Origin of the sequence: Phyllobacterium sp. SL163 (genome assembly GCF_049896885.1) — a bacterium.
GTDB lineage: Bacteria > Pseudomonadota > Alphaproteobacteria > Rhizobiales > Rhizobiaceae > Phyllobacterium > Phyllobacterium calauticae.
The window spans coordinates 540,133-559,671 of sequence record NZ_JAFCVE010000003.1 but is presented as its reverse complement, the minus strand read 5'-3'; the positions used below and the strand labels follow the sequence as shown (position 1 = coordinate 559,671).

20 protein-coding genes are annotated in these 19,539 nt (G+C 58.9%); 13 read left to right on the top strand and 7 right to left on the bottom strand.

The genetic code is table 11. The annotated features are described in order from the left end of the window. The 3 genes from sseA to ACP7B1_RS09605 all read left to right on the top strand — a co-directional run bounded on the left by sseA (position 1) and on the right by ACP7B1_RS09605 (position 2,058). A complete protein-coding gene (gene sseA, locus ACP7B1_RS09615) occupies positions 1-858 on the top strand; it encodes a 3-mercaptopyruvate sulfurtransferase (protein ID WP_346308453.1) in 858 nt (285 codons plus the stop codon). Then, entirely contained in the window at positions 855-1,391 is a 537-nt protein-coding gene (locus ACP7B1_RS09610) for a GNAT family N-acetyltransferase (protein WP_223613121.1), read from the top strand. Before sseA ends, ACP7B1_RS09610 begins: the two co-directional genes overlap by 4 nt. 109 nt (positions 1,392-1,500) lie before the next feature. Continuing rightward, positions 1,501-2,058, top strand: a complete 558-nt coding sequence (locus tag ACP7B1_RS09605) for an OmpA family protein (protein WP_346308454.1) — start codon at positions 1,501-1,503, stop codon at positions 2,056-2,058. An 87-nt stretch (positions 2,059-2,145) separates the two neighbouring features. Here ACP7B1_RS09605 and ACP7B1_RS09600 read toward each other — a convergent pair whose 3' ends face one another. After that, complete coding sequence (locus tag ACP7B1_RS09600; protein WP_346308455.1) at positions 2,146-3,045, bottom strand: AraC family transcriptional regulator; 900 nt, start codon at positions 3,043-3,045, stop codon at positions 2,146-2,148. A gap of 150 nt (positions 3,046-3,195) precedes the next feature. Here ACP7B1_RS09600 and ACP7B1_RS09595 point away from each other — a divergent pair, with 150 nt between their 5' ends. Further along, positions 3,196-4,044 carry an SDR family NAD(P)-dependent oxidoreductase gene (locus tag ACP7B1_RS09595; protein WP_346308456.1) on the top strand — a complete coding sequence of 283 codons (849 nt, stop codon included), beginning with the start codon at positions 3,196-3,198 and terminating at the stop codon, positions 4,042-4,044. A gap of 76 nt (positions 4,045-4,120) precedes the next feature. Further along, positions 4,121-4,612: a DUF1203 domain-containing protein gene (locus tag ACP7B1_RS09590; RefSeq protein WP_346308457.1), complete on the top strand. Its 492-nt coding sequence runs from the start codon at positions 4,121-4,123 to the stop codon at positions 4,610-4,612. Between the two features lie 59 nt (positions 4,613-4,671). Here the strand turns inward: ACP7B1_RS09590 and ald are convergent, their stop codons facing one another. Then, positions 4,672-5,787, bottom strand: coding sequence for an alanine dehydrogenase (ald, locus tag ACP7B1_RS09585; protein WP_223613123.1), 1,116 nt, complete (start codon positions 5,785-5,787; stop codon positions 4,672-4,674). Between the two features lie 156 nt (positions 5,788-5,943). Here ald and ACP7B1_RS09580 point away from each other — a divergent pair, with 156 nt between their 5' ends. Further along, positions 5,944-6,432: an Lrp/AsnC family transcriptional regulator gene (locus tag ACP7B1_RS09580; protein ID WP_346308459.1), complete on the top strand. Its 489-nt coding sequence runs from the start codon at positions 5,944-5,946 to the stop codon at positions 6,430-6,432. A 95-nt stretch (positions 6,433-6,527) separates the two neighbouring features. Continuing rightward, positions 6,528-8,504, top strand: a complete 1,977-nt coding sequence (locus tag ACP7B1_RS09575) for a bifunctional 2',3'-cyclic-nucleotide 2'-phosphodiesterase/3'-nucleotidase (protein WP_346308460.1) — start codon at positions 6,528-6,530, stop codon at positions 8,502-8,504. Here ACP7B1_RS09575 and ACP7B1_RS09570 read toward each other — a convergent pair. Both ACP7B1_RS09570 and ACP7B1_RS09565 read right to left on the bottom strand, forming a co-directional pair. Further along, positions 8,494-8,856, bottom strand: coding sequence for an MmcQ/YjbR family DNA-binding protein (locus ACP7B1_RS09570; RefSeq protein WP_223613126.1), 363 nt, complete (start codon positions 8,854-8,856; stop codon positions 8,494-8,496). The genes ACP7B1_RS09575 and ACP7B1_RS09570 overlap by 11 nt on opposite strands. After that, the gene (locus ACP7B1_RS09565) at positions 8,853-10,115 is read right to left on the bottom strand and encodes a class I SAM-dependent methyltransferase (protein WP_403175516.1); all 1,263 of its coding nucleotides are present in this window, start codon (positions 10,113-10,115) and stop codon (positions 8,853-8,855) included. The genes ACP7B1_RS09570 and ACP7B1_RS09565 overlap by 4 nt, the downstream gene beginning before the upstream one ends. A 651-nt stretch (positions 10,116-10,766) precedes the next feature. On the opposite strand from ACP7B1_RS09565, the gene ACP7B1_RS09560 reads away from it, so the two are divergent. The 4 genes from ACP7B1_RS09560 to ACP7B1_RS09545 all read left to right on the top strand — a co-directional run bounded on the left by ACP7B1_RS09560 (position 10,767) and on the right by ACP7B1_RS09545 (position 15,380). Further along, the gene (locus tag ACP7B1_RS09560; RefSeq protein ID WP_346308462.1) at positions 10,767-11,273 is read left to right on the top strand and encodes a spore coat U domain-containing protein; all 507 of its coding nucleotides are present in this window, start codon (positions 10,767-10,769) and stop codon (positions 11,271-11,273) included. Positions 11,274-11,297: 24 nt separating this feature from the next. After that, positions 11,298-12,017, top strand: coding sequence for a molecular chaperone (locus tag ACP7B1_RS09555; RefSeq protein ID WP_346308463.1), 720 nt, complete (start codon positions 11,298-11,300; stop codon positions 12,015-12,017). 73 nt (positions 12,018-12,090) lie between these two features. Beyond that, positions 12,091-14,415, top strand: a complete 2,325-nt coding sequence (locus ACP7B1_RS09550) for a fimbria/pilus outer membrane usher protein (RefSeq protein ID WP_346308464.1) — start codon at positions 12,091-12,093, stop codon at positions 14,413-14,415. Continuing rightward, positions 14,412-15,380, top strand: coding sequence for a spore coat protein U domain-containing protein (locus ACP7B1_RS09545; protein ID WP_346308465.1), 969 nt, complete (start codon positions 14,412-14,414; stop codon positions 15,378-15,380). Before ACP7B1_RS09550 ends, ACP7B1_RS09545 begins: the two co-directional genes overlap by 4 nt. A 361-nt stretch (positions 15,381-15,741) precedes the next feature. On the opposite strand, the gene ACP7B1_RS09540 is transcribed toward ACP7B1_RS09545, so the two are convergent. Next, positions 15,742-17,232, bottom strand: coding sequence for an NAD(P)H-hydrate dehydratase (locus tag ACP7B1_RS09540; RefSeq protein ID WP_346308466.1), 1,491 nt, complete (start codon positions 17,230-17,232; stop codon positions 15,742-15,744). A 189-nt stretch (positions 17,233-17,421) separates the two neighbouring features. Between ACP7B1_RS09540 and ACP7B1_RS09535 the strand changes: the two genes are divergently transcribed. Beyond that, positions 17,422-17,670 (top strand): DUF2171 domain-containing protein, encoded by a 249-nt coding sequence (locus ACP7B1_RS09535; RefSeq protein WP_426136885.1) that lies wholly within the window; start codon positions 17,422-17,424, stop codon positions 17,668-17,670. A 33-nt stretch (positions 17,671-17,703) separates the two neighbouring features. Here ACP7B1_RS09535 and ACP7B1_RS09530 read toward each other — a convergent pair whose 3' ends face one another. Together ACP7B1_RS09530 and ACP7B1_RS09525 are read right to left on the bottom strand one after the other, a co-directional pair. Further along, positions 17,704-18,009 carry a DUF6665 family protein gene (locus ACP7B1_RS09530; RefSeq protein WP_346308467.1) on the bottom strand — a complete coding sequence of 102 codons (306 nt, stop codon included), beginning with the start codon at positions 18,007-18,009 and terminating at the stop codon, positions 17,704-17,706. 63 nt (positions 18,010-18,072) lie between these two features. Beyond that, on the bottom strand, positions 18,073-18,327 hold the full coding sequence (locus ACP7B1_RS09525; RefSeq protein ID WP_346308468.1) for a hypothetical protein: 255 nt from the start codon (positions 18,325-18,327) through the stop codon (positions 18,073-18,075). A gap of 198 nt (positions 18,328-18,525) precedes the next feature. Between ACP7B1_RS09525 and bla the strand changes: the two genes are divergently transcribed. Beyond that, positions 18,526-19,524 carry a class A beta-lactamase gene (gene bla, locus ACP7B1_RS09520; RefSeq protein WP_346308469.1) on the top strand — a complete coding sequence of 333 codons (999 nt, stop codon included), beginning with the start codon at positions 18,526-18,528 and terminating at the stop codon, positions 19,522-19,524. The last annotated feature ends 15 nt before the right edge of the window (positions 19,525-19,539 follow it).

Genomic DNA, 19,539 nt, shown 5'->3' with positions numbered 1-19,539 from the left:
GTGGCTGACAAGAGCGCTTTTGTGGTTTCACCCGACTGGTTGCAGGAGCGGTTAGGCCGGCCGGGCCTGAGCATTCTCGATGCGTCGTGGTATTTCCCGTTTCTCAACCGCGACGCGGAGGGCGAATACAAGTCCGCGCATATTCCCGGCGCGGTGTTCTTCGATCATGAAAAACTGTCGGATCCGGAATCGTCCCTGCCACACACGTTGCCGAAGCCGGAAGCTTTCGCGGCGGCGGTCAGCAGCATGGGCATCACCAACAGCGATACGATCGTCGTCTATGACGGGCCCGGCATGAACACGTCACCGCGCGTCTGGTGGATGCTGCGCGTCATGGGCGCAAAGAATGTTTTTGTCCTGGATGGCGGCTTCGATAACTGGAAGAAGGATGGCCGGCCAGTCACCAGCGGCGTCACAAAGATCGCGCCATCGGCTTTCATCGCGGATTTTCAGGCGGACAAGGTGGCGAGTTTTGCCGACATGCGCACAATCGTCGATACGGGATCACGCCAGATTGCCGATGCGCGGGCAGCAGGCCGCTTTGTCGGCACGGACCCGGAGCCGCGCGCGGGGCTTCGCTCCGGCCATATGCCGGGTGCGCGCAACGTGCCGTCCTCGACATTGGCGGACAAGGGGTATCTGAAGGATATCGCCGGTCTGCGGCAGGTTCTGGATGATGCGGGCGTCGATCTTTCCCGTCCCATTGTCACCAGTTGCGGCTCAGGCATCACGGCCGCCGTGATCACGCTGGCGCTTGAATCCCTCGGGCACAAGGACAATATCCTCTACGACGGATCGTGGAGCGAGTGGGGTGCACACAAGGATACGCCGGTTGCAACCGGTGAAGCAGAGCGATGACCGAGGCCGCAAAGCCCAAAATACTGAAGACGCGCGTGACCCTGCTGGAAATGACCAACCGGCCGGTTTATTCCATTCCGACGCCTGCCAGTTTCAAACTGGCGATCATGTCGGCCAAGCGGATATCGCTGCCGTTTTATCGCTTTCTCTACGAGCAGGTCGGCAAACCGCATCACTGGTTTGTGCACCGGAACCTCAGCGATGAAGCGTTGGCTGCCGCCATTCACCGGGATTCGGTTGAAATCCATGTGCTTTATGTGGACGGTTCGCCTGCCGGCTTTTTTGAGCTCGTGCTCAATCAGGAGCCGGGTGTGGCGGAAATCCTTTATTTCGGCCTTGTGCCGGAGTTTCAAGGGCGGGGTCTTGCAAAATTCTTCCTGAGCGAAGCCATCGTCACGGCGTGGATGAGCAGCCCGGAAAAGGTCATCATCGAGACCAACACCCTCGACAGTCCGCGCGCCCTGCAAATGTATCAGCGCATGGGGTTCAATCCCGTCGGCTTCGCCGACGCGGAAATCGAGGCCTGGCTGTAACGTTGAATTTCAGCATGATCCGTTCATGCACGCTTCATTTTTACTGCGCTATCTCTCCTTCGATAATTGATGCAGTGCAAACTGCCGGTCTGGAAAGGAGAATACACCCATGATCAATCGCCGTGGCCTGCTGCTCGGTCTTGCCGCCGCAACCGTTGCCGCGCCCGCATTGGCGCAATCACGCCAGATGCCGAGCGCTGCCGAAATCGAGCGGCGGCTGGAAGCTGCCCCGCGCATGCGCGTGCCGGAAGAGCGCCGCGTGACGGTGCGCGAGTTCAAGCGCCGACCGGAACTGCGCCGCTATGCGCCGTCCATCGACATCCAGTCGATCAATTTTGCCTTTGGCTCTGCGGTCATTCCCCGTTCGGAGCGTGACAAGGTGGAACGTATTGCCGATGGTCTGCAACGGGTGCTGCGCCGCCGGCGCGGCGAAGTTTTCCTCATCGAGGGCCATACGGATGCCGTGGGCTCGTACGAATCCAATCAGATCCTGTCCGAGCAGCGGGCCGAATCCCTGAAGCGCGATCTGGTGCGTTACTTCGGCATTCCGCCACGCGCGCTTGAAACGGTGGGGTATGGCGAGGAATATCTTCTGGTTCAAACGGAATATGAGGACTGGCGCAATCGCCGGGTCACCATCCGCCGCGTGACTGATTTCATTCGCTGAGTTGCCGGAGAAACCGAGTTCTTCGACGCCTGCACGTTCAAAATCACAGGTGTGCAATAGTCGGCATAGGCGGGTTTTCGCACCCGCCTATGCCAGACCGGTCTCGGGGGGAGAGACGGATCGTAACCGCGTGGTGTCCTTACCCGGCGGCACCCCGAACAGCCGGCGGTACTCCCGGCTGAACTGCGACGGGCTGTCATAGCCGACAGCGAAGCCGATGGAGGCAACGTCGCGTGATTCCGCCACCAGCCAGGCGCGGGCCTGCTGCAGGCGGATCTGCTTTTGATACTGCAGCGGGCTCATGGCCGTGATTGCCCGGAAATGCCGGTGAAAGGACGAGACGCTCATCCCGGCGATCCCTGCGAGGTCTTCTATGTGGAAAATCTCGGCATAGTGGGTCCGTATCCAGCGGATGGCCCGGTTGATCTGGGAAAGGCGGCTGTCGGCAAGGCCGATCTGACGCACGCTGCTGCCCTGTTCTCCGGTGAGAAGACGCCAGAGAATTTCCCGTTCCAGCATCGGCCAGAGAACAGCGAGATCGCCGGGCCTGTCAAGCAGCCGCAACAGCCGCGCAACCGGATCAATGATCTCGGGCGGTGCTGCACTGACTGCAAGCCCCTGGGCCGCGCTGCCAGTGTGATTGCCAGCCGACGTTTCAAGCAGAAGTGAGGCGATCACTGCCGGATCGAGGCTTAACCGGAAGGCGAGATACGGCTCTTCATGGCTTGCCTTGATGACATGGCCGGCAATAGGCAGTCCAAGCGAGACAACAAGATATTGGCCAGCACCATATTCAAACACTCTGTTGCCCACCATCGTCCGCTTTGCTCCTTGCGCGACCAAGGCAAAGGCCGGCTCATAAAAGCCGTTGATGGGTTCAGTTGGAACGCTGGAACTGAGCAGACGGATGCCGGGAAGCGGCATGGCCTGGCCATCCCGACCGATATGGCGAGCGATGAGGGCACTGATTTCGGCAAGCGGCTCCATGCTCCATTCAAGCAATGCGCAGGCGCTGATGCAAGCGTGCGACGCACGATCCACTCTGGATTGAGAGGATCGTGCAAGAACATGCGCGCATTGATCTACCGGGTTTTGGCGGCGGCATGATTCCATCGGATGCAATCAATGGAGACCAAAATGCAGAAAACATGGTTTATCACAGGTGCCACGCGCGGTTTGGGTGTCGAGATCGCCAAGGCGGCGATACGGGCGGGAGACCGCGTGGTTGCAACAGGCCGAAGGAAAAGCGCGGTCATCGAGGCGCTCGGACCGGAGAGCGAACAGATGCTGCCGGTTGAACTGGATGTCACAAAAGCTGGTCAGGCGCACAGCGCCGTACAGGCAGCACTCGCAGGCTTCGGATCGATTGACGTGCTTGTCAACAATGCGGGATACGGCCAGCTCGGTTTTTTCGAGGAAAACACCGCTGAAACGGTGAACACGCAGTTTGCGACAAACGTGCACGGGGTGTTCAATGTCATCTGGGCCGTGCTGCCGGTGATGCGTGCCGCCCGCAAGGGCCATATCTTCAATATTTCCTCGATCGCGGGGCTGCGTGGCGGCGAGTTTGGCTCGCTCTACAGTGCAAGCAAGTTTGCCCTTGAAGGCTTCTCGGAATCACTGGCGCTTGAAATTGCGCCGTTCGGGCTGTTTGTGACCATCGTCGAACCGGGGCCCTTCCGCACCGATTTCCTCACCGGCGATTCGCTGCGCATCGGCGATGCCAATGCGATTGCCGATTATGACGACCGGCGGGCCAGCCAGCGGGCAACCTTCGAAAGCCGCAATGGTTCGCAGCCGGGTGACCCGGCCAAGCTTGCCGACGCCATGGTGCTTCTGACCAATGAAGCCAAGCCGCCACTGCGGTTTGCCGCTGGCGCAATGGCAGTCAACGCAGCCGCCGTGAAGTTTGCCAGCCTGCAGGCGGAACTGGAACTCTGGCGGCACTTGTCCTTGAACACCGATGGGCCCGATGGCAGCTGGTGAGCGCTGAGACCGGCAGGAATCGGGTGGTTCGCTTGCCAGTTTGGGTGTTTGCTTCGGGTCAACGAAGGAGGTTCCCATGAGCACGATCCGCTTTATTGCAATGCCGACGACACTGGCCCGCCACTATCAGGCGGGCGGTGCGGATGCGAACGGCCAGACGCCGGAGACGCATGTTTCCGATGGCGATGGCACACCGTGCCGACACTGCCTGCAGAATGTGAAAGCCGGCGACAAATATCTCATCCTGTCGCACCGGCCGTTCCCCGCACCGCAACCCTATGCGGAAACGGGGCCGATCTTCCTGCATGCGGAAGCATGCGAACGCTATGCGGAGACAGCGGATATGCCCGATATGTTCCGCAAGACCAGCGACTATATCCTGCGCGGTTATTCCCGTCAGGACCGGATTGTCTATGGCACCGGCGGCGTGATCCCCACCGATACTATTCCCGCGCGGGCGGAAGAACTGCTGCAGCGCGATGACGTGGCCTATGTGCACATGCGGTCGGCAAGGAACAATTGCTTCCAGTGCCGCATCGAGATGCACGAAGCCGACTGGGTTGTCTGAATACTGCTCATGAAAAAGCCCGGGCAAAACCCGGGCTTTTCTTTTGTGCGATGCCAGCTTCAGGCGGCGAGAACGGCCTTGGCTTCCACCATTTCGAGGCCAAGCGCTTCGGCGACGGCCTGATTGGTGATGCGGCCCTTGTGAACGTTCAGACCGTTGCGCAGATGCGGATTGTCCACCAATGCCTTGACGCCGCGGTCCGCCAGCTGCAGGCCATATTGCAGCGTGGCGTTGTTCAGCGCATGCGCCGAGGTGACCGGAACAGCGCCCGGCATATTGGCCACGCAATAGTGGATGATGCCGTCGACTTCGTAGGTCGGCTCGGAATGCGTCGTGGCGTGGGATGTTTCGAAGCAGCCACCCTGATCGATGGCGACATCGACGATCACGGCGCCCTTTTTCATGCCGGACAGCATTTCGCGGGTGACCAGCTTGGGGGCCGCCGCGCCGGGGATGAGGACCGCGCCCACCACGATATCGGCGGAGAACACTTCTTCGTCGAGCGCCTCGATGGTGGAATAACGGGTGTGGATGCGGCCATGGAACAGGTCGTCGAGCTGGCGCAGGCGCGGGATCGAGCGGTCGAGAATGGTCACGTCGGCGCCGAGACCGGCAGCCATCTGCGCCGCATTGATGCCGACAACACCGCCGCCGATGATGGTGACCTTGCCGGGCAGAACGCCGGGCACGCCGCCGAGCAGCACGCCGCGTCCGCCATTGGCCTTCTGCAGCGCGGTGGCGCCCGCCTGAATGGCAAGACGTCCGGCCACTTCCGACATGGGCGCGAGCAGCGGCAGGCCGCCGCGATCATCCGTGACGGTTTCATAGGCGATGGCCGTGACGCCGGAAGCCAGCAGGCCTTTGGTCTGTTCGGGATCGGGGGCGAGGTGCAGATAGGTGTAGAGGAGCTGGCCTTCGCGCAGCTGCGCCCATTCGGACGGCTGGGGCTCCTTCACTTTCACAATCATGTCCGATTGCTGAAAGACTTCTTCGGCGGTTTTGACGATCTTGGCGCCTGCCGCCTGATAGGCTCCGTCGTCGGCGCCTATTCCTGCTCCAGCTCCGGACTGGATAATGACCGTATGGCCGTGGGCGATGTATTCGCGTACGGCCCCCGGAGTGAGACCGACGCGATATTCATGGTTTTTGATTTCTTTCGGGCAGCCTACACGCATTTACGCCTCCTCTAAAGTCTGTTCAAAGTTCCCGTTTGTGCGGTGCGTATGACATCATGAATCGCTTCGCATGTCCTTGCTAAGCAATATCGACGGCATGCAATTTTTCGAATATTCTTGCGCCAAACTGGTTCTTTGTCGAAGAAAGATCGAACAATGTCGCTGGACAGGATTGATATCGCTATCCTTGATTGCCTGCAAAAGGATGGCCGCATGTCGAATGCAACCCTGGCGGAAAAGGTCGGGCTGTCACAGTCCGCCTGTTCACGCCGCTTGGATATTCTGGAGAAGACGGGTGTCATCCGTGGCTACCATGCGCGTCTCTCCAACAAGATGCTCGGTCACCCGGTTACGGTGATCGTCAATATATCCCTCTCGGGCCAGGCCGACAAACAATTGCGCGAATTCGAGACGGCCGTGCGCCGCTGCCCCAATGTGCTGGTCTGCTACCTCATGTCGGGCGAGTATGACTATCTCCTGCGCATTGCGGCCAAGGATCTCGAGGATTACGAACGCATCCACAAGGTCTGGCTTTCGGCGATGCCGCACGTCACCAAGATCAATTCATCCTTTGCCTTGCGCGAAGTGGCGGACCGCACCGGTCTCGGTGTCGAGACCGCGCTCATTGAAATCGCCGGAAGCTGATTGCTGACCGCGAAAGGCCGTGACAAACTCATCATAATTCGGTGATCCTCGCCGGCTAAAAAGCCGCTCATCATCCCTTGCCCTGGAGCCTCGTCATGCAAGAATCGTCATCCGCTCTCACCCGCCGTTCCTTCCTGGCAAGCACGGCTGCAGCCGGGGCCGTGGTAATTCTCCACCCGTTTTCGGCCATGGCAGCGGCTTCGCAGGCGCATCTGCGCATCGTGGCGACCACCGATCTGCATGTGAATGTCTATCCCTATGACTACTACGCCGACAAGGCGAACGACACGATGGGGCTCGCCCGCACGGCATCGATCATCGCAAAAATCCGCGCCGAATCGACCAATTCGATTGTCGTGGACAATGGTGATTTTCTGCAGGGCAATCCGATGGGCGATTACATCGCCTACGAGAAGGGCATGAAGGCCGGTGACGTCCATCCGATCATCAAGGCGATGAATACCATCGGCTACGAAGTGGGAACGCTCGGCAATCACGAGTTCAACTATGGTCTCGAGTATATGGACAATGTTCTGGCTGGTGCCGGATATCCCTATGTCTGCGCCAATCTGGTCAAGGGCGAGTTGGCGGCAACGCCAACCGACGATCCGCTCTACATGAAGCCTTACCTGATCAAGCAGTACGAGATTGCCGACGGCACCGGGCAGAAACTGCCTGTGAAGGTCGGGTTTATCGGCTTTGTTCCGCCGCAGATCACGCTGTGGGATGCGCAGAACCTCAAGGGCAAGGTTGTGACGCGCGATATCGTCGAGGCCGCCAAAGCCTGGGTGCCGAAGATGAAAGCTGAAGGTGCCGATATCATCGTTGCGCTGTCGCATTCCGGCATTGCGGCGGGGCAGAGCAGCGGCATGGAAAATGCCTCGCTCTATGTGGCGGGTGTTGACGGCATCGATGCCGTCGTCACCGGGCACCAGCATCTGGTTTTCCCTGATCCGAAGGACTTTGCCGGTATTGAAGGCGTCGACGTCAAGAAGGGGACGCTGCAGGGCAAGCCCGCTGTCATGGCCGGTTTCTGGGGCTCGCATATGGGGCTGATCGATCTTCTGCTCGAGCGCGACGGCGACAAATGGAAAGTTGCCGATTTCACCACCGAGGCGCGCCCGATCTACGAGCGTGTTGAAAAGGCGGTCAAACCGCTGGTCGAAAGCCGTCCGGACGTTCTGGAAGCCGCGAAAGCCGACCATGAGGCAACGCTCGCCTATGTCCGCCGCCCGGTTGGCAAGACGTCCGCACCGCTTTATTCCTATTTCGCGCTGGTCGCCGATGATCCGTCAGTGCAGATCGTCTCCAATGCGCAGACCTGGTACATCAAGGACATGCTGAAGGACACGCAGTGGAAGGATTGGCCGGTGCTGTCCGCAGCCGCACCCTTCAAGGCGGGCGGCCGCGGCGGGGCCGACTATTATACGGATGTGCCAGCCGGCGATATCGCCATCAAGAATGTTTCCGATCTCTACCTCTACCCCAACACGGTGCGTGCGGTTGCCATCACGGGGGCGGATGTGAAGGAATGGCTGGAAATGTCATCCGGCATTTTCAAGACCATCGAGCCGGGCAAGCCGGACCAGCCGCTGATCGACACCAGTTTCCCCTCCTACAATTTCGACGTCATCGACGGCGTGTCCTATCAGATCGATCTGTCGCAACCGGCGAAATACGGCGCGAAGGGTGAACTCGCGAATGCGCAGAGCAACCGCATCGTCAACTTGACCTTTGATGGAAAACCGATTGATCCGACGCAGAAATTTGTCGTGGTGACGAATAACTACCGGGCAGGCGGTGGCGGCAATTTCCCCGGCATCAACGAGAGCAAGGTCATCTTCGTTGCGCCTGACACCAATCGCGACGTGATCGTGCGCTACATCATCGACCAGAAAACCATCAACCCGTCGGCTGATGATAACTGGAAATTTGCTCCGGTAAAGGGTGCCTCAGTGGTGTTCGAATCCGGTCCGAAGGGCAAGAATTTCCTTGCCGATGTGAAAGCCGTGAAAATCGAGGACGCGGGCGACGGGGAAAACGGTTTCACCCGCTACCGCATCACGCTGTAGATTCGACGAGCCTTTTGAGCTTGGCTGGCGCTTTTGCCAGCCAGGCGAGCCGGATGCGGTGCGCAAGTTCCGCATCGGAAATGGTATCGAGATGGATCAGAATATAGGGCCAGCCCTTGTAGTGATCGGTCTCGAAATAGATGTTCGGCGCGCTTTCCATCAGGAGCGGCTTTTCCTCCAGCGGACAATGGATGGCGAATGTGTCCACATCCCGGAGCCGCCCCAGGAACGCATTCCTGGCTTTCAGCGACGGTGTGCCGTGGTGGGTGCCCTGGGTCAGTTCCGGCAGGTGCAACGCATCCGCCAGCGCCCAGATGCGCTCGAAAATTTCATTGAGCGAGATCTCTGTCATGATCTGTAAAACACCTGTCGTACGTCGATATATTCCGATCTGAAACCCGCTTCGCAATAGAAGAGGTAAAACTCCCATAGCTTTTTGAAGCGGACGTCGAAGCCAAGATGCTTGAGTTTGTCCCATGAGTCCCAGAAGCGCGCGCGCCATTCGGCCAGCGTGCGGGCATAATCCTGCGGAAAGATGGTCTCGCGATAAAGGTTGAGGCCGAAATCCTTGCCAAGCGTCTTCAAACGGGCCGGTGTCGGCAGCATGCCGCCGGGAAATACATAGCGCTGGATGAAATCGGGACGCTTGCGATAACGTTCGAACGAGTTCTCGTTGATCGTGATGATCTGCATGCCGGCACTGCCGCCGGGGGCGAGGCATTCCTTGACCTTGCCGAAAAAGACCGGCCAGTATTTCTCGCCGACGGCCTCGAACATTTCGATCGAGGCGATATGATCGTATTGGCCTGTTTCGTCGCGGTAGTCCTGGAACTTAATTTCAACCCTGTCGGAAAGTCCGGCCTTGCGCATCCGTTCCGTCGCAAAATCGAACTGTTCGCGGCTGATGGTCAGACCGGTGACACGGGCGCCGATCTCGCGCGCCGCAAATTCGGCAAAACCACCCCAGCCGCAGCCGATCTCGAGCACGCTGCTGTCCCTGGTGATGCCGATATTGCGGGCAAGTGCGCGATATTTCGCGGTCTGCCCGCTTTCAAGGTCATTGGCGCCTTCGGCAAACAATGCGGAGGAATAGGTCATCGTCGGGTCCAGCCATTCGCGATAGAAGGCGTTGCCGAGATCATAGTGCGCAGAGATATTCTTGCGCGAGCGCGAGCGCGTATTCTCGTTCAGCCAGTGACGCAATCTCTGCACGGTGTTGGCGAACCAGTTCGCTCCGCCGGCAATGTGTTCGCCGATCTGCTGGTTGATGACAAACAGCTCAAGGAACGTGGTGACATCAGGGCTTTCCCAGTCGCCGTCCATATAGGATTCCGCCACGCCGATCGTCCCGGCCGAAAAGGCCCGGCGCGGCAAATTCCAGTTGTGCAGCACCAATGCCGCATCGGGACCGGAGCCTTTGCCGCCCACCTTGAACACCCGTTGGTCGGGGGTGGTGATGGTCAGCGTGCCGCGGGGGAGATGCGCTGCGGCTCTCAGAGCGGCCTGAACCTTCAAAGGCAGGCCCTTCAGCGCTGCGCCGACATTTTCGGGCGTCAGCCATTTCAGCTGTGCCAGAGAATCGGATGACGTGGGTATTCCTTGCTGTGCCATGTCGCGGTCTTTCATGCTTCCGGCGCAATCTTTGCCGCCAAAAAACAAATGTTCAAGAGCAATTCATCACGATGCAGTATAGCGCTGTAATTGGGCGGCGAAACGGAAGTTTGCGCCGATGCACCGCATCGCCGGGGATGGATCATTTCAGCCGGTGAACTGCGACAGCAGCAGAACACGTGTGCTCATCTGGACCACCAAAAGTAAATTTCCGAGTAGTTTTGATTCTCTCGATTTCACCGTCAAGACAATCATTTCGCGATGCGCGAACGCAATGATGAGGCGGGAAATGAAAATATCATGACGCTTATGTTGCGGAATATATCATGTACATTTGTTGCTTGCTGTATTCATAAGAAATTACTTCGATAGTAAAATAAAATGCAATAGATGGAAATATGTAAATTTATCAATGAATAAACCTAATCTTTTGATGTAACGTAAATTCACGCTTTCTTGGAAGCAATGTGTCGCTTTTTGCGTGATAGTACAAATTGCGACAGATGTTGCGAAAGATGAGCAATATTGCTGACTGTTCGATAAGTTCTTTTAAAGATGTAATACTTAAGTATTATGGGGCGGAGAGCTACTGAGTCATTTGTAGAGAATCGGAGGTGCTTGCCAGCGGCAAGCAAACCTTGAGGAGGATGAATGAGTTTCGGATATTCGGTGCGCAAGTTCACGACAGTTGGGCTGGCCGCTTTGCTTGGCCTTTCCAGTCCGGCATTGGCCGCCACGGCAACCGGAAGTTTCACGGTCCAGATCACCATTCAGGCATCCTGTGTCCTGGTGAGCACCGCGACGCTCACCTTCACCGCCGTGGGCGTGATCGCGGCAAATGACGATGCGTCCACCACGCTTTCCGTTCAGTGCACCAACACGACGCCCTACAATATCGGGTTGAACGCCGGAACGGGGACCGGTGCAACGGTCGCTTCGCGCAAGATGACCGGGACCGGCGGCGCGCTGGTGAACTATACGCTCTATTCCGATAACAACAGAACCACCGTGTGGGGGCAGACCATCGGTACCGATACGGTTTCAGCCTCGGGTAGCGGCGCGGCGCAATCCTATACGGTTTATGGGCGGGTTCCCGTCCAGACAACACCGGCGCCCGGCGCCTACACCGATACGATCACGGTGACGGTCACTTACTGAGAATAACATACGGAGGTGGACAGGATGCGATCCATGCTTAAAGGCATTGGAGCGGTGGGGCTCTTTATGCTGCTTTACGGTAACGCCACAGCAACTTCGCTGCGGGTGGCCCCGACTAATCTGGAAATGATAGCGCCGGGAAGCGCAGCCGTGCTGACGCTGACGAACGAGGCAAAGCGGCCGATCAACGTGCAAATCCGAGTCTTTCGCTGGACGCAGACAAACGGTGTCGAGCAGCTCGAACCCACCAACGATGTGGTTGTCAGTCCGCCATCGACGGCTTTGTCCGCCAACAAGGATTATCTCGTTCGGGTTATCCGGGTCAGTAAAAAGCCGGTCACGCGGGAAGAAAGTTACCGGGTCATCGTGGATGAATTGCCCGATCCTGCCCGCCGCAAGTCCGGCACGGTCACTCTGGTCGTGCGCTATTCCATTCCCGTGTTCTTCAAGGGACCCGATGCTTCCGCGCCCAAGGTGGCCTGGACAATCAAGCGCTCCGGCAACGGGCTTGTCCTTGCCGCTCGCAACAATGGCGATACGCGATTGCGCCTCTCTGAGCTGCAATTGCTCCAAAACGGCCGTGAAATCGCGACGAGGAAGGGGTTGGTTGGTTATGTCCTGGGCGGCGCTTCCATGGAATGGCCGGTTGGCAGCGGTAAGTCCGTGTCATCCGGTGCTGTTTCCATGAAGGCGCAAAGCGATTCTGGACCGCTTGATGTCAACGTTGCGGTCAGCGGCCGCTAGTCTTGTTGTGGCACTCTGCATAGGCCCGTGTATTCTTACCTCTGGACGGGCACAGGAAACCAATGCGCAAGACGTGGGGCAGACCGCGCCACAGCCCGGTATCTCCCAGGATCTCTATCTCGAGGTCTTCATCAATGACGAGCCGACCGGTTTGGTCGGCGCCTTCCACCAGCTGGAGGATGGAGGCCTTGCGGTAAGCCCGCAGGAACTGACGGATGTGGGGCTGAAGCCGGTCGCCAAAGCGAAGGCCGCGGATGGCTCGATCCGGGTAGATCGGCTGCCGAATGTCCAATATCGCGTCGATGCGGAAAATCAGCGGCTTTACATCACCACCGACGACAATGCGCGCGCGGCCAAAGTGGTTGATCTCAATCCAAAATCCGACGAGGACCGCCCCAAGCCGCAATCCAGTTACGGCGCAGTCCTGAATTACTCGCTCTTTGCCAGCAGTGATAATCTGTTCAAGGGCAATACAAGGCCGTTTCAGGGCATTTCCGGTGGTTTCGATGCCCGCTTTTTCAGCCCGTTCGGTACGCTGACGCAATCCTTCACATCAAGTGCGAGCGATACGGATTTTCAGGGGTTCAAGCGTCTCAACACGACCTACACCTACTCCGACGCGGAGCGGCTGATCACCTACCGGGCGGGTGATTTCATTTCCGGCGGTCTGCAGTGGACGCGGCCGGTCTATCTGGGCGGCCTGCAGGTGCAGCGCAATTTCCACCTGCGTTCGGATCTGGTCACCATCCCCATACCGGTCATATCCGGGTCTGCCGCGGTTCCCTCGACGCTCGAGGTCTACACCCAGAACGTCAAGACCTATAGCGGTACGGTTCCGTCGGGTCCGTTTCAGGTGACGAATTTTCCGGTGTTTACCGGCGCGGGACAGGCGCAGGTGGTGGTGCGTGATACGCTTGGCCGCGAGACAAAGACCACCTTGCCGTTCTATTCATCCAATTTGCTGCTGCAGAAGGGACTGCTGGATTTTTCTGCCGAAGTGGGTTTTCCGCGGCGGGATTTCGGTACGGCATCCAACGATTATGCCGACGATGCGATGGGATTTGCCACGGCGCGATACGGTGTCGCCGATTGGCTGACGCTCGAAGGGCATTTTGAAGGCGGTGTCGATCTGCTCAACGGTGGCGTTGGCGTGGCGTTTCCCATCGGCGGCTATGGTGTCAGTTCGCTGGCTGTTGCCGGCAGCAGCCATGACGGCGACACGGGCTTCCTTGTCAACGGCTCAGTGGAACTCAGCTATCGCCGTTACATCGTTTTCGCCCGGATGCAGCAGGCTTTCGGCAATTATGACGATGTTGCCTCGGTTTCCGCCGATCCGCGGCAACTGGCGGTTTTCGATCCGACGGGCGTTACGATTTTCAGCCCGCGTGTTCCGCGCTCGCTGGCCCAGGTAACCGTGTCGGCACCGGGCCCGTTCGAGCGTTCCAATCTCAATCTGTCCTTCACGCAGATTGAATCGGCCAATGGCGATCGGAACCGTATCGTCGGAGCCTCGTATACCCAGTCGATTTTCAAGAACAGTTCATTCTATGCGACGGCCTTTACCGATCTGGAAAACAGCGACAGCTTTGGCGTCTTTGCCGGACTGACGATCCCCTTCGACAACAACATCACGGTTTCAACCGGCATCGAGCAGACGGCGGATGGTGTCTCCGGCGTTGTCGATGTCGCAAAGTCGGAGCAGCTTGAAGAGGGCAGCTACGGCTGGCGGTTGAGGACCCGGGAAGGCAACAATCCTGACCGGTTGGCCTCCGCGAGCTACCGCGGACGCTATGCACGAGTGCAGGGGGATGTCGAACAGTTCGATGGCAATACCCGCGCGAGCGTCCAGATTGACGGTGCACTTGCCGCGGCAGCCGGCGGCGTATTCGCCACGAACCGCATCAACGATGCCTTTGCCGTGGTCGATGTCGGCGCACCGGATGTCGAGGTCCTGTCGGAAAACCGGCCGGTCGGCAAGACCAATCGCAGTGGCAAAATCCTGGTGCCGGACCTGAATTCCTATGAGCCCAACACGGTTGCCATCGACCCCAAAAATCTGCCTGTCGATGCCAGCATAGGATCGACACGTAACATCATTGTGCCCGCCGACCGCAGCGGCGTTGTGGTGGATTTCCATGTCAGCAAGACATCGGCTTCGGCCGTGGTTGATCTGGTCGATAGCGGCGGCAAGCCGCTGGAGGCGGGGCTGCGCGGGCATCTGGACGGCTCGCCGGATGAATTTGTCATCGGTTATGACGGTGAAGCCTTTATCGACAAGCTGCGGGCCCAGAACAGCATCAGCGTCGATCTTCTGGATGGACGCAGTTGCAAGGCGCAGTTCTCGTACCGGCCACAGCCGGGAACGCAGGTCAAGATAGGCAAAGTGGTGTGCTCATGAAAAACTGGCTGGTCTGCTTCATCTGGCTCGTCGGATCTGCGCTCTTGCCAGGCACCGCTTGGGGGCAAAGCTGCTCCTTCTCTGTTCCCAGCATGGTTTTTTCCGGAAGCACCATTCCGGGAAGCGCAATCAACAGCATGACATCCGTGACGGCGAATTGCTCTGGCCTGCTTTCCCTTGGCCAGAAAGTGCTGATTTGCCCGAACCTCAATGAAGGCAGCGGCGGCGCAACGGCAAGCGCGCGCATCATGGTGAATGGTGCGAATTCGCTTAATTACCAGCTGTATCAGGATGCCGCCCGCTCCATCGTCTGGGGCTCGGCAACGTGGCCCTATGCGGCGCGGCCGCCCGGGTTTCTCGTCGCCTTCACGACGATTCTCGGTCCCATACTTGGCAGCGGCTCGACAACGATCACGCTGTACGGGCAGGTGCTGGCCAATCAGGCAACGGCGCCGGCCGGACCTTACACCTCAACCTTCACCGGAGCAAACGCGACGTTCAATTACCGCTATGATGATGGCAACGGCTGCACCACGGCTTCGGGCGCAACAGCGTCTCCTCCAACCTTCACGGTGCAGATTACGCTCGCCAATGACTGCGCCGTGACAGCGCAGAATATCGACTTTGGTCCCAATGGATTGTTGAATGCGAATATCGATCAGAAGGGCAAGGTGAGCGTAACCTGCACGCCAACAGTGCCGTACTCGATTTCGCTCAGCCTCGGCAACACGGGAACAAGCCCGACGGCCCGCAAGATGGTCAATGGCGCGCAATCGATTACCTATGGTCTCTACCAGGATTCAAATCGAACTGTGCCGTGGGGAAATACAATACCGACCAATACGGTTGCGGGCACGGGCAATGGAATGGTGCAGGGCATCGATGTCTATGGCCGGGTCCCGCCGCAAGCCACACCGTCGCCGGGTACTTACAGCGATACGATCATTGTGACGGTTACGTATTAGATCGCAGCCATCGCAGTATTTGATGGGATCGCGGAAAAGAAAAGGGGTTTTGAAAAAGCAAAAGGCCGGGAGCTACCCGACCTTCCTAAACTTGCCTCAACACCAGTGCCAGTACATCCGTGGTCAAAAATGGAAACAAGCTATTCGCTACACGAGAAGCAATACCCTGACATTGCGACAGAATAATGACGCCCGTAAATTAAGGAAGCGCGTACGCAGTACAAATCGCGCTTGAACTCAAGGTGCCCCATCAAGGTAAAGACAGGGTTAATTCAAATCGGAAATTTAAAAGACCTGGCGAACGGTCCGCGTGCCGGTAACGCAAGCGCTCAAGAGTGTCTCATGCGCAGGCGGCTTGCCGTCAGATGCGATGCAATCGTCCGATCACTTTTGCCGCAGCTGCAGGAAGATCCTCGGCAATCAGGCCGAAACCAAGGTCGTTGGCTGCCGCCGCGTGGACATGGACCGCCGCGCAGGCTGCCTCGAAGGGCGGCATGCCTTGTGCCATCAGACCCGCCGTTACGCCCGAAAGGACGTCACCCGATCCGGCGGTTGCCAAAAGCGGGGTGCCATTGCTGTTGATTGCGGCCCGGCCGTCCGGCGCGGCGATCACGGTGTCGGCACCCTTGTAGACGATGACCGCATGGGCCTGCCTGGCGGCGGCGCGGGCGCGTTCGAGCTTTGACGGTGTATTCTCGTCGCCGATACCGGGGAACAGCCTCCTGAACTCTCCTTCGTGCGGCGTCAGCACAAGCCGGGTTTCCGGGGTGCCATGCGCCGAGGCGAAAAGCGCCGCGCTGTTGTCTTCAAATGAGGTGATCGCGTCGGCATCCAGTACAAGATGGAGCTCCTCCTTGAGCAGCAGGAGCGCAATGTCCCGTGTGCGCACGCCTATGCCAAAGCCGGGGCCGAGCACCATGGCCGACGGTTTGCGTTTGCTCAGGAATGCGCGCAGCTCGCGGTCGGTTTCGCAGCGGCTCAGCATGATCGACGTCAGATGTGCCGCATTGACGGCAAGGGATTCCGCCGGGGAGAGCAGGGTAACGGCACCCGCGCCACTGCGCGCGGCTGCCAGCGCGGAAAGCCGGGACGCGCCTGTCGCCGTCGCACCCCCGGAAAACACGGCGACGTGGCCGCGCGTGTATTTGTGCGTTTCCACGCCGGGCGATGGTAGCAGCGCGCGCCAATGATCCGGCGTGTTCTCGAAACAGGCGGGTTTGATCATCGAAAGAACGTCGTCATGGATGCCGATATCGGCGACGACAATCCGGCCGCACAGGCCGCGTCCCGGATAAAGCAGATGGGCCGGTTTCTTGCGAAAGAACGTGATGGTGCAATCGGCCTCGAATACCGCGCCAAGGGCCATGCCCGTCGCCCCGTCAAGGCCGGAAGGCACGTCGATGGCGATGCGGGTGACCACAGCCGTGTTGCTCCGTTCGACAGCGGCGGCGACATTGCCGGTCAAGGGCTTGTTCAATCCTGCCCCGAACAATGCGTCGATGACGACGCTGCCGGCCCCCGGTTTGAAGCCGGAAAGTGCGGCCGGTTCGATGCGGCAATCGCGCCGGGCGATTGCCGCATCGGAATGGGCGCGCGGCTTGTCGTCACTCCACACGTGAACATTGCCGCCGCTTTCAGCCAGAAGGCTGGCAACGACATAGCCATCGCCACCATTGTTGCCCGGACCGCACAGAACGTGAAACGCCGGTGCATCGCCGTGGTGGTCCAGTACGTGGCGTGCGACAGCATAACCTGCCCGCAGCATCAGCCGGTATCCGTCGATCGATCCCCCGGCGATGGTCAACCGATCGGCCTCGCCCATTTCCGCCGGGGTGAGAATTTCATCAGTCATGTCGAACAATGCTTTCCCGATATGCGCTTTTCCGCGAAATGGTAGGGGCCCGCCGGGCGGGACACAAGCGGCAATTCCCGTGCTTGCCGGGATGCGGTGACGAGCGGGGCGCTGATCGACAATTCTTGCCCGCCGATGCATCCAAAGCCTGTTTCATGCGTTTCTGCTTGGCAAACATTGGAGAAGATCATGCCAGCAACACGCATCAAGGAACATATGGAAGTTATCGGCGCCGATGGTGTTCATGTCGGAACAGTCGATCACGTGGACGGTGCCCGTATCAAGCTGACGAAAAAGGACAGCGGCGAGGGCTCTCATAGGGGCCATCATCATTATATCTCGACAGCGCTCGTTGCCGAGGTCGAGGGCAACAGGGTGCGGCTGTCGGCGAATGCCGATGTGGCCGTCATGTTTGAGGAAGAATCCTCAGGCAAGTAGGAAACCCGCCGTATCCGGCGATGTTTTCAGGGATCAGCTCGCGCCGAGCCGTATCAGCACGGCGCGCGGAATATTGTAATCCAAGATAGCCGCATCGTGATTCCTCAAGCCGCACAGTTCACGCTGGATAAAGTAGGCGTGAACGGCCCGTGCCGCTGCCCTTAACCGCATATCCCGTTCCGGTATGGCGGCAGAGGCCAGTTGTGCCAATGTCTGTTCGACTTTCTCACCAGCCCGGCCGAGCGATGCCGCCATTTCCCCCATGATTTCATAATCAAGGGCGCTGGGCGCACTGTCCCCAAAGTGGGATGTCAGGTTTTGCGGCGGGCGAAGCGACATGGCAGAACATCGGGTTTGCTTGCATATCCCGGAATTTCAGCACAGGAAGCCGGTGCAAACAAGTCATTTGGCGGTCTGTGCTGACCGCAGCAGATACTTGCCTTGGCTATAGGCGGCGATCCCAGCGGAAGCAGTCGCGCCGACAAGGACGTCATAAAAGGTCTGGGGTATGCTTGCTGGCTGCAACCACGTGAAAATGAGCCAGCTGATCCAGAACGGGTCGATGCGCAGATAATCGTGGCCCACCCATATCCACATGGCCGCCGCGACAAGACAGGCACCCAATGCCACCAGACCATATCCCAACACTGCCCGCATGCTGTTCCCCGATGCCGCCGCCATTGATGTTAAGCGCGCCACTGCTGGTCGTGCAAGGATGATCCTTGTCTTATCGGTAAGGTGACAGCAACGCTGGTGTAATCTTCATTCGGTATGAGGGAAGCATGCATGGCCATTCCAAGGGAGCGTTTTGGGCACTATCCTTTTGTGAAGAGCGCCCAACAGGGATATCTGATCATGAAATCAGCTGGTTTTCTCGTCGCCTTTGTCTGTCTGTTCGGCATGCCGGCCGTGTCGCATGCGGGTGCGATTGCCGATCCGGTCGCACTCAAGCAACGCCTGGAAGCGCTGGTCCAGGGCAAGGATGGGCGTGTCGGCATTTGCGCGCAGGACCAGGGCGGCACGATGGTCTGTGTCCGGGGCGAGGAGCGATTCTCATTGCAAAGCGTCGTCAAGCTGATCGTCGGAGCTGCGGTTTTCGACGCTGCGGATCGGGGGCTTGCAGACCTCAAGGCACCGATTGTTGTCAAACCGGAAAATCTGAGCTTATCCGTACAGCCCCTCGCCAAGATCGTGGAACGGGAGGGCGTCTTTCAAACCAATGCCGACGACCTTGTCCGCCGCGCCATTGTCGACAGCGACAGTGCGGCGGTGGATATCCTGATCGAACGGCTTGGCGGTCCGGCCAAGGTCGATCAGTTTGCCGAGGGAAAAGGCATATTGGGCATCCGGATTGATCGTGACGAACGGCATCTGCAGACCGAAACCGTCGGCCTGCGCTGGAAGCCGGATTATGTGGATGCGAAAGTGCTGCAAAAGGCCATGAAGGCGGTTCCCGAGGCCGAGCGGGATGCGGCATTCGAGGCTTATCAGAAAGATCCGCGCGACACGGCAACGCCGCGGGCGATGACCGCATTTCTTGCCGCCCTGATGAATGGCAAACTCCTCGCCACGGGGTCGACACTGCGGCTTCTGGCCATCATGGGCGAGACGGTGACATTTCCCGACCGGTTGCGCGCCGGGACAGGCGAAGGATGGTCCGTTGCCCACAAGACCGGTACGAGCCGGACATGGAAAGGCGTCAATGCCGCAACGAACGATGTGGGGATTTTGACCGCGCCCGACGGCGGAAAAATCGCCGTCGCCGTGTTTGTCGCCGATTCCCGCGAAACGCCGACCCAGCGCTCCGCCATCATCGCAGGGGCGGCGCAGGCCGTGACGGAAGCTTATCGCTGACGCATGGTAGAAACC

What these genes read in the sequence shown, in the direction of transcription:
- ald (WP_223613123.1), bottom strand. Translation starts at nt 5,787, where the DNA reads ATGCGTGTAGGCTGCCCGAAAGAAATCAAAAACCATGAATATCGCGTC.
- ACP7B1_RS09530 (WP_346308467.1), bottom strand. Translation starts at nt 18,009, where the DNA reads ATGTCGCTTCGCCCGCCGCAAAACCTGACATCCCACTTTGGGGACAGT.
- ACP7B1_RS09575 (WP_346308460.1), top strand. Translation starts at nt 6,528, where the DNA reads ATGCAAGAATCGTCATCCGCTCTCACCCGCCGTTCCTTCCTGGCAAGC.
- ACP7B1_RS09570 (WP_223613126.1), bottom strand. Translation starts at nt 8,856, where the DNA reads ATGACAGAGATCTCGCTCAATGAAATTTTCGAGCGCATCTGGGCGCTG.
- ACP7B1_RS09525 (WP_346308468.1), bottom strand. Translation starts at nt 18,327, where the DNA reads ATGCGGGCAGTGTTGGGATATGGTCTGGTGGCATTGGGTGCCTGTCTT.
- bla (WP_346308469.1), top strand. Translation starts at nt 18,526, where the DNA reads ATGAAATCAGCTGGTTTTCTCGTCGCCTTTGTCTGTCTGTTCGGCATG.
- ACP7B1_RS09545 (WP_346308465.1), top strand. Translation starts at nt 14,412, where the DNA reads ATGAAAAACTGGCTGGTCTGCTTCATCTGGCTCGTCGGATCTGCGCTC.
- ACP7B1_RS09580 (WP_346308459.1), top strand. Translation starts at nt 5,944, where the DNA reads ATGTCGCTGGACAGGATTGATATCGCTATCCTTGATTGCCTGCAAAAG.
- ACP7B1_RS09560 (WP_346308462.1), top strand. Translation starts at nt 10,767, where the DNA reads ATGAGTTTCGGATATTCGGTGCGCAAGTTCACGACAGTTGGGCTGGCC.
- ACP7B1_RS09595 (WP_346308456.1), top strand. Translation starts at nt 3,196, where the DNA reads ATGCAGAAAACATGGTTTATCACAGGTGCCACGCGCGGTTTGGGTGTC.
- ACP7B1_RS09605 (WP_346308454.1), top strand. Translation starts at nt 1,501, where the DNA reads ATGATCAATCGCCGTGGCCTGCTGCTCGGTCTTGCCGCCGCAACCGTT.
- ACP7B1_RS09610 (WP_223613121.1), top strand. Translation starts at nt 855, where the DNA reads ATGACCGAGGCCGCAAAGCCCAAAATACTGAAGACGCGCGTGACCCTG.
- ACP7B1_RS09600 (WP_346308455.1), bottom strand. Translation starts at nt 3,045, where the DNA reads ATGGAGCCGCTTGCCGAAATCAGTGCCCTCATCGCTCGCCATATCGGT.
- ACP7B1_RS09555 (WP_346308463.1), top strand. Translation starts at nt 11,298, where the DNA reads ATGCGATCCATGCTTAAAGGCATTGGAGCGGTGGGGCTCTTTATGCTG.
- ACP7B1_RS09535 (WP_426136885.1), top strand. Translation starts at nt 17,422, where the DNA reads ATGCCAGCAACACGCATCAAGGAACATATGGAAGTTATCGGCGCCGAT.
- ACP7B1_RS09590 (WP_346308457.1), top strand. Translation starts at nt 4,121, where the DNA reads ATGAGCACGATCCGCTTTATTGCAATGCCGACGACACTGGCCCGCCAC.
- ACP7B1_RS09540 (WP_346308466.1), bottom strand. Translation starts at nt 17,232, where the DNA reads ATGACTGATGAAATTCTCACCCCGGCGGAAATGGGCGAGGCCGATCGG.
- ACP7B1_RS09565 (WP_403175516.1), bottom strand. Translation starts at nt 10,115, where the DNA reads ATGGCACAGCAAGGAATACCCACGTCATCCGATTCTCTGGCACAGCTG.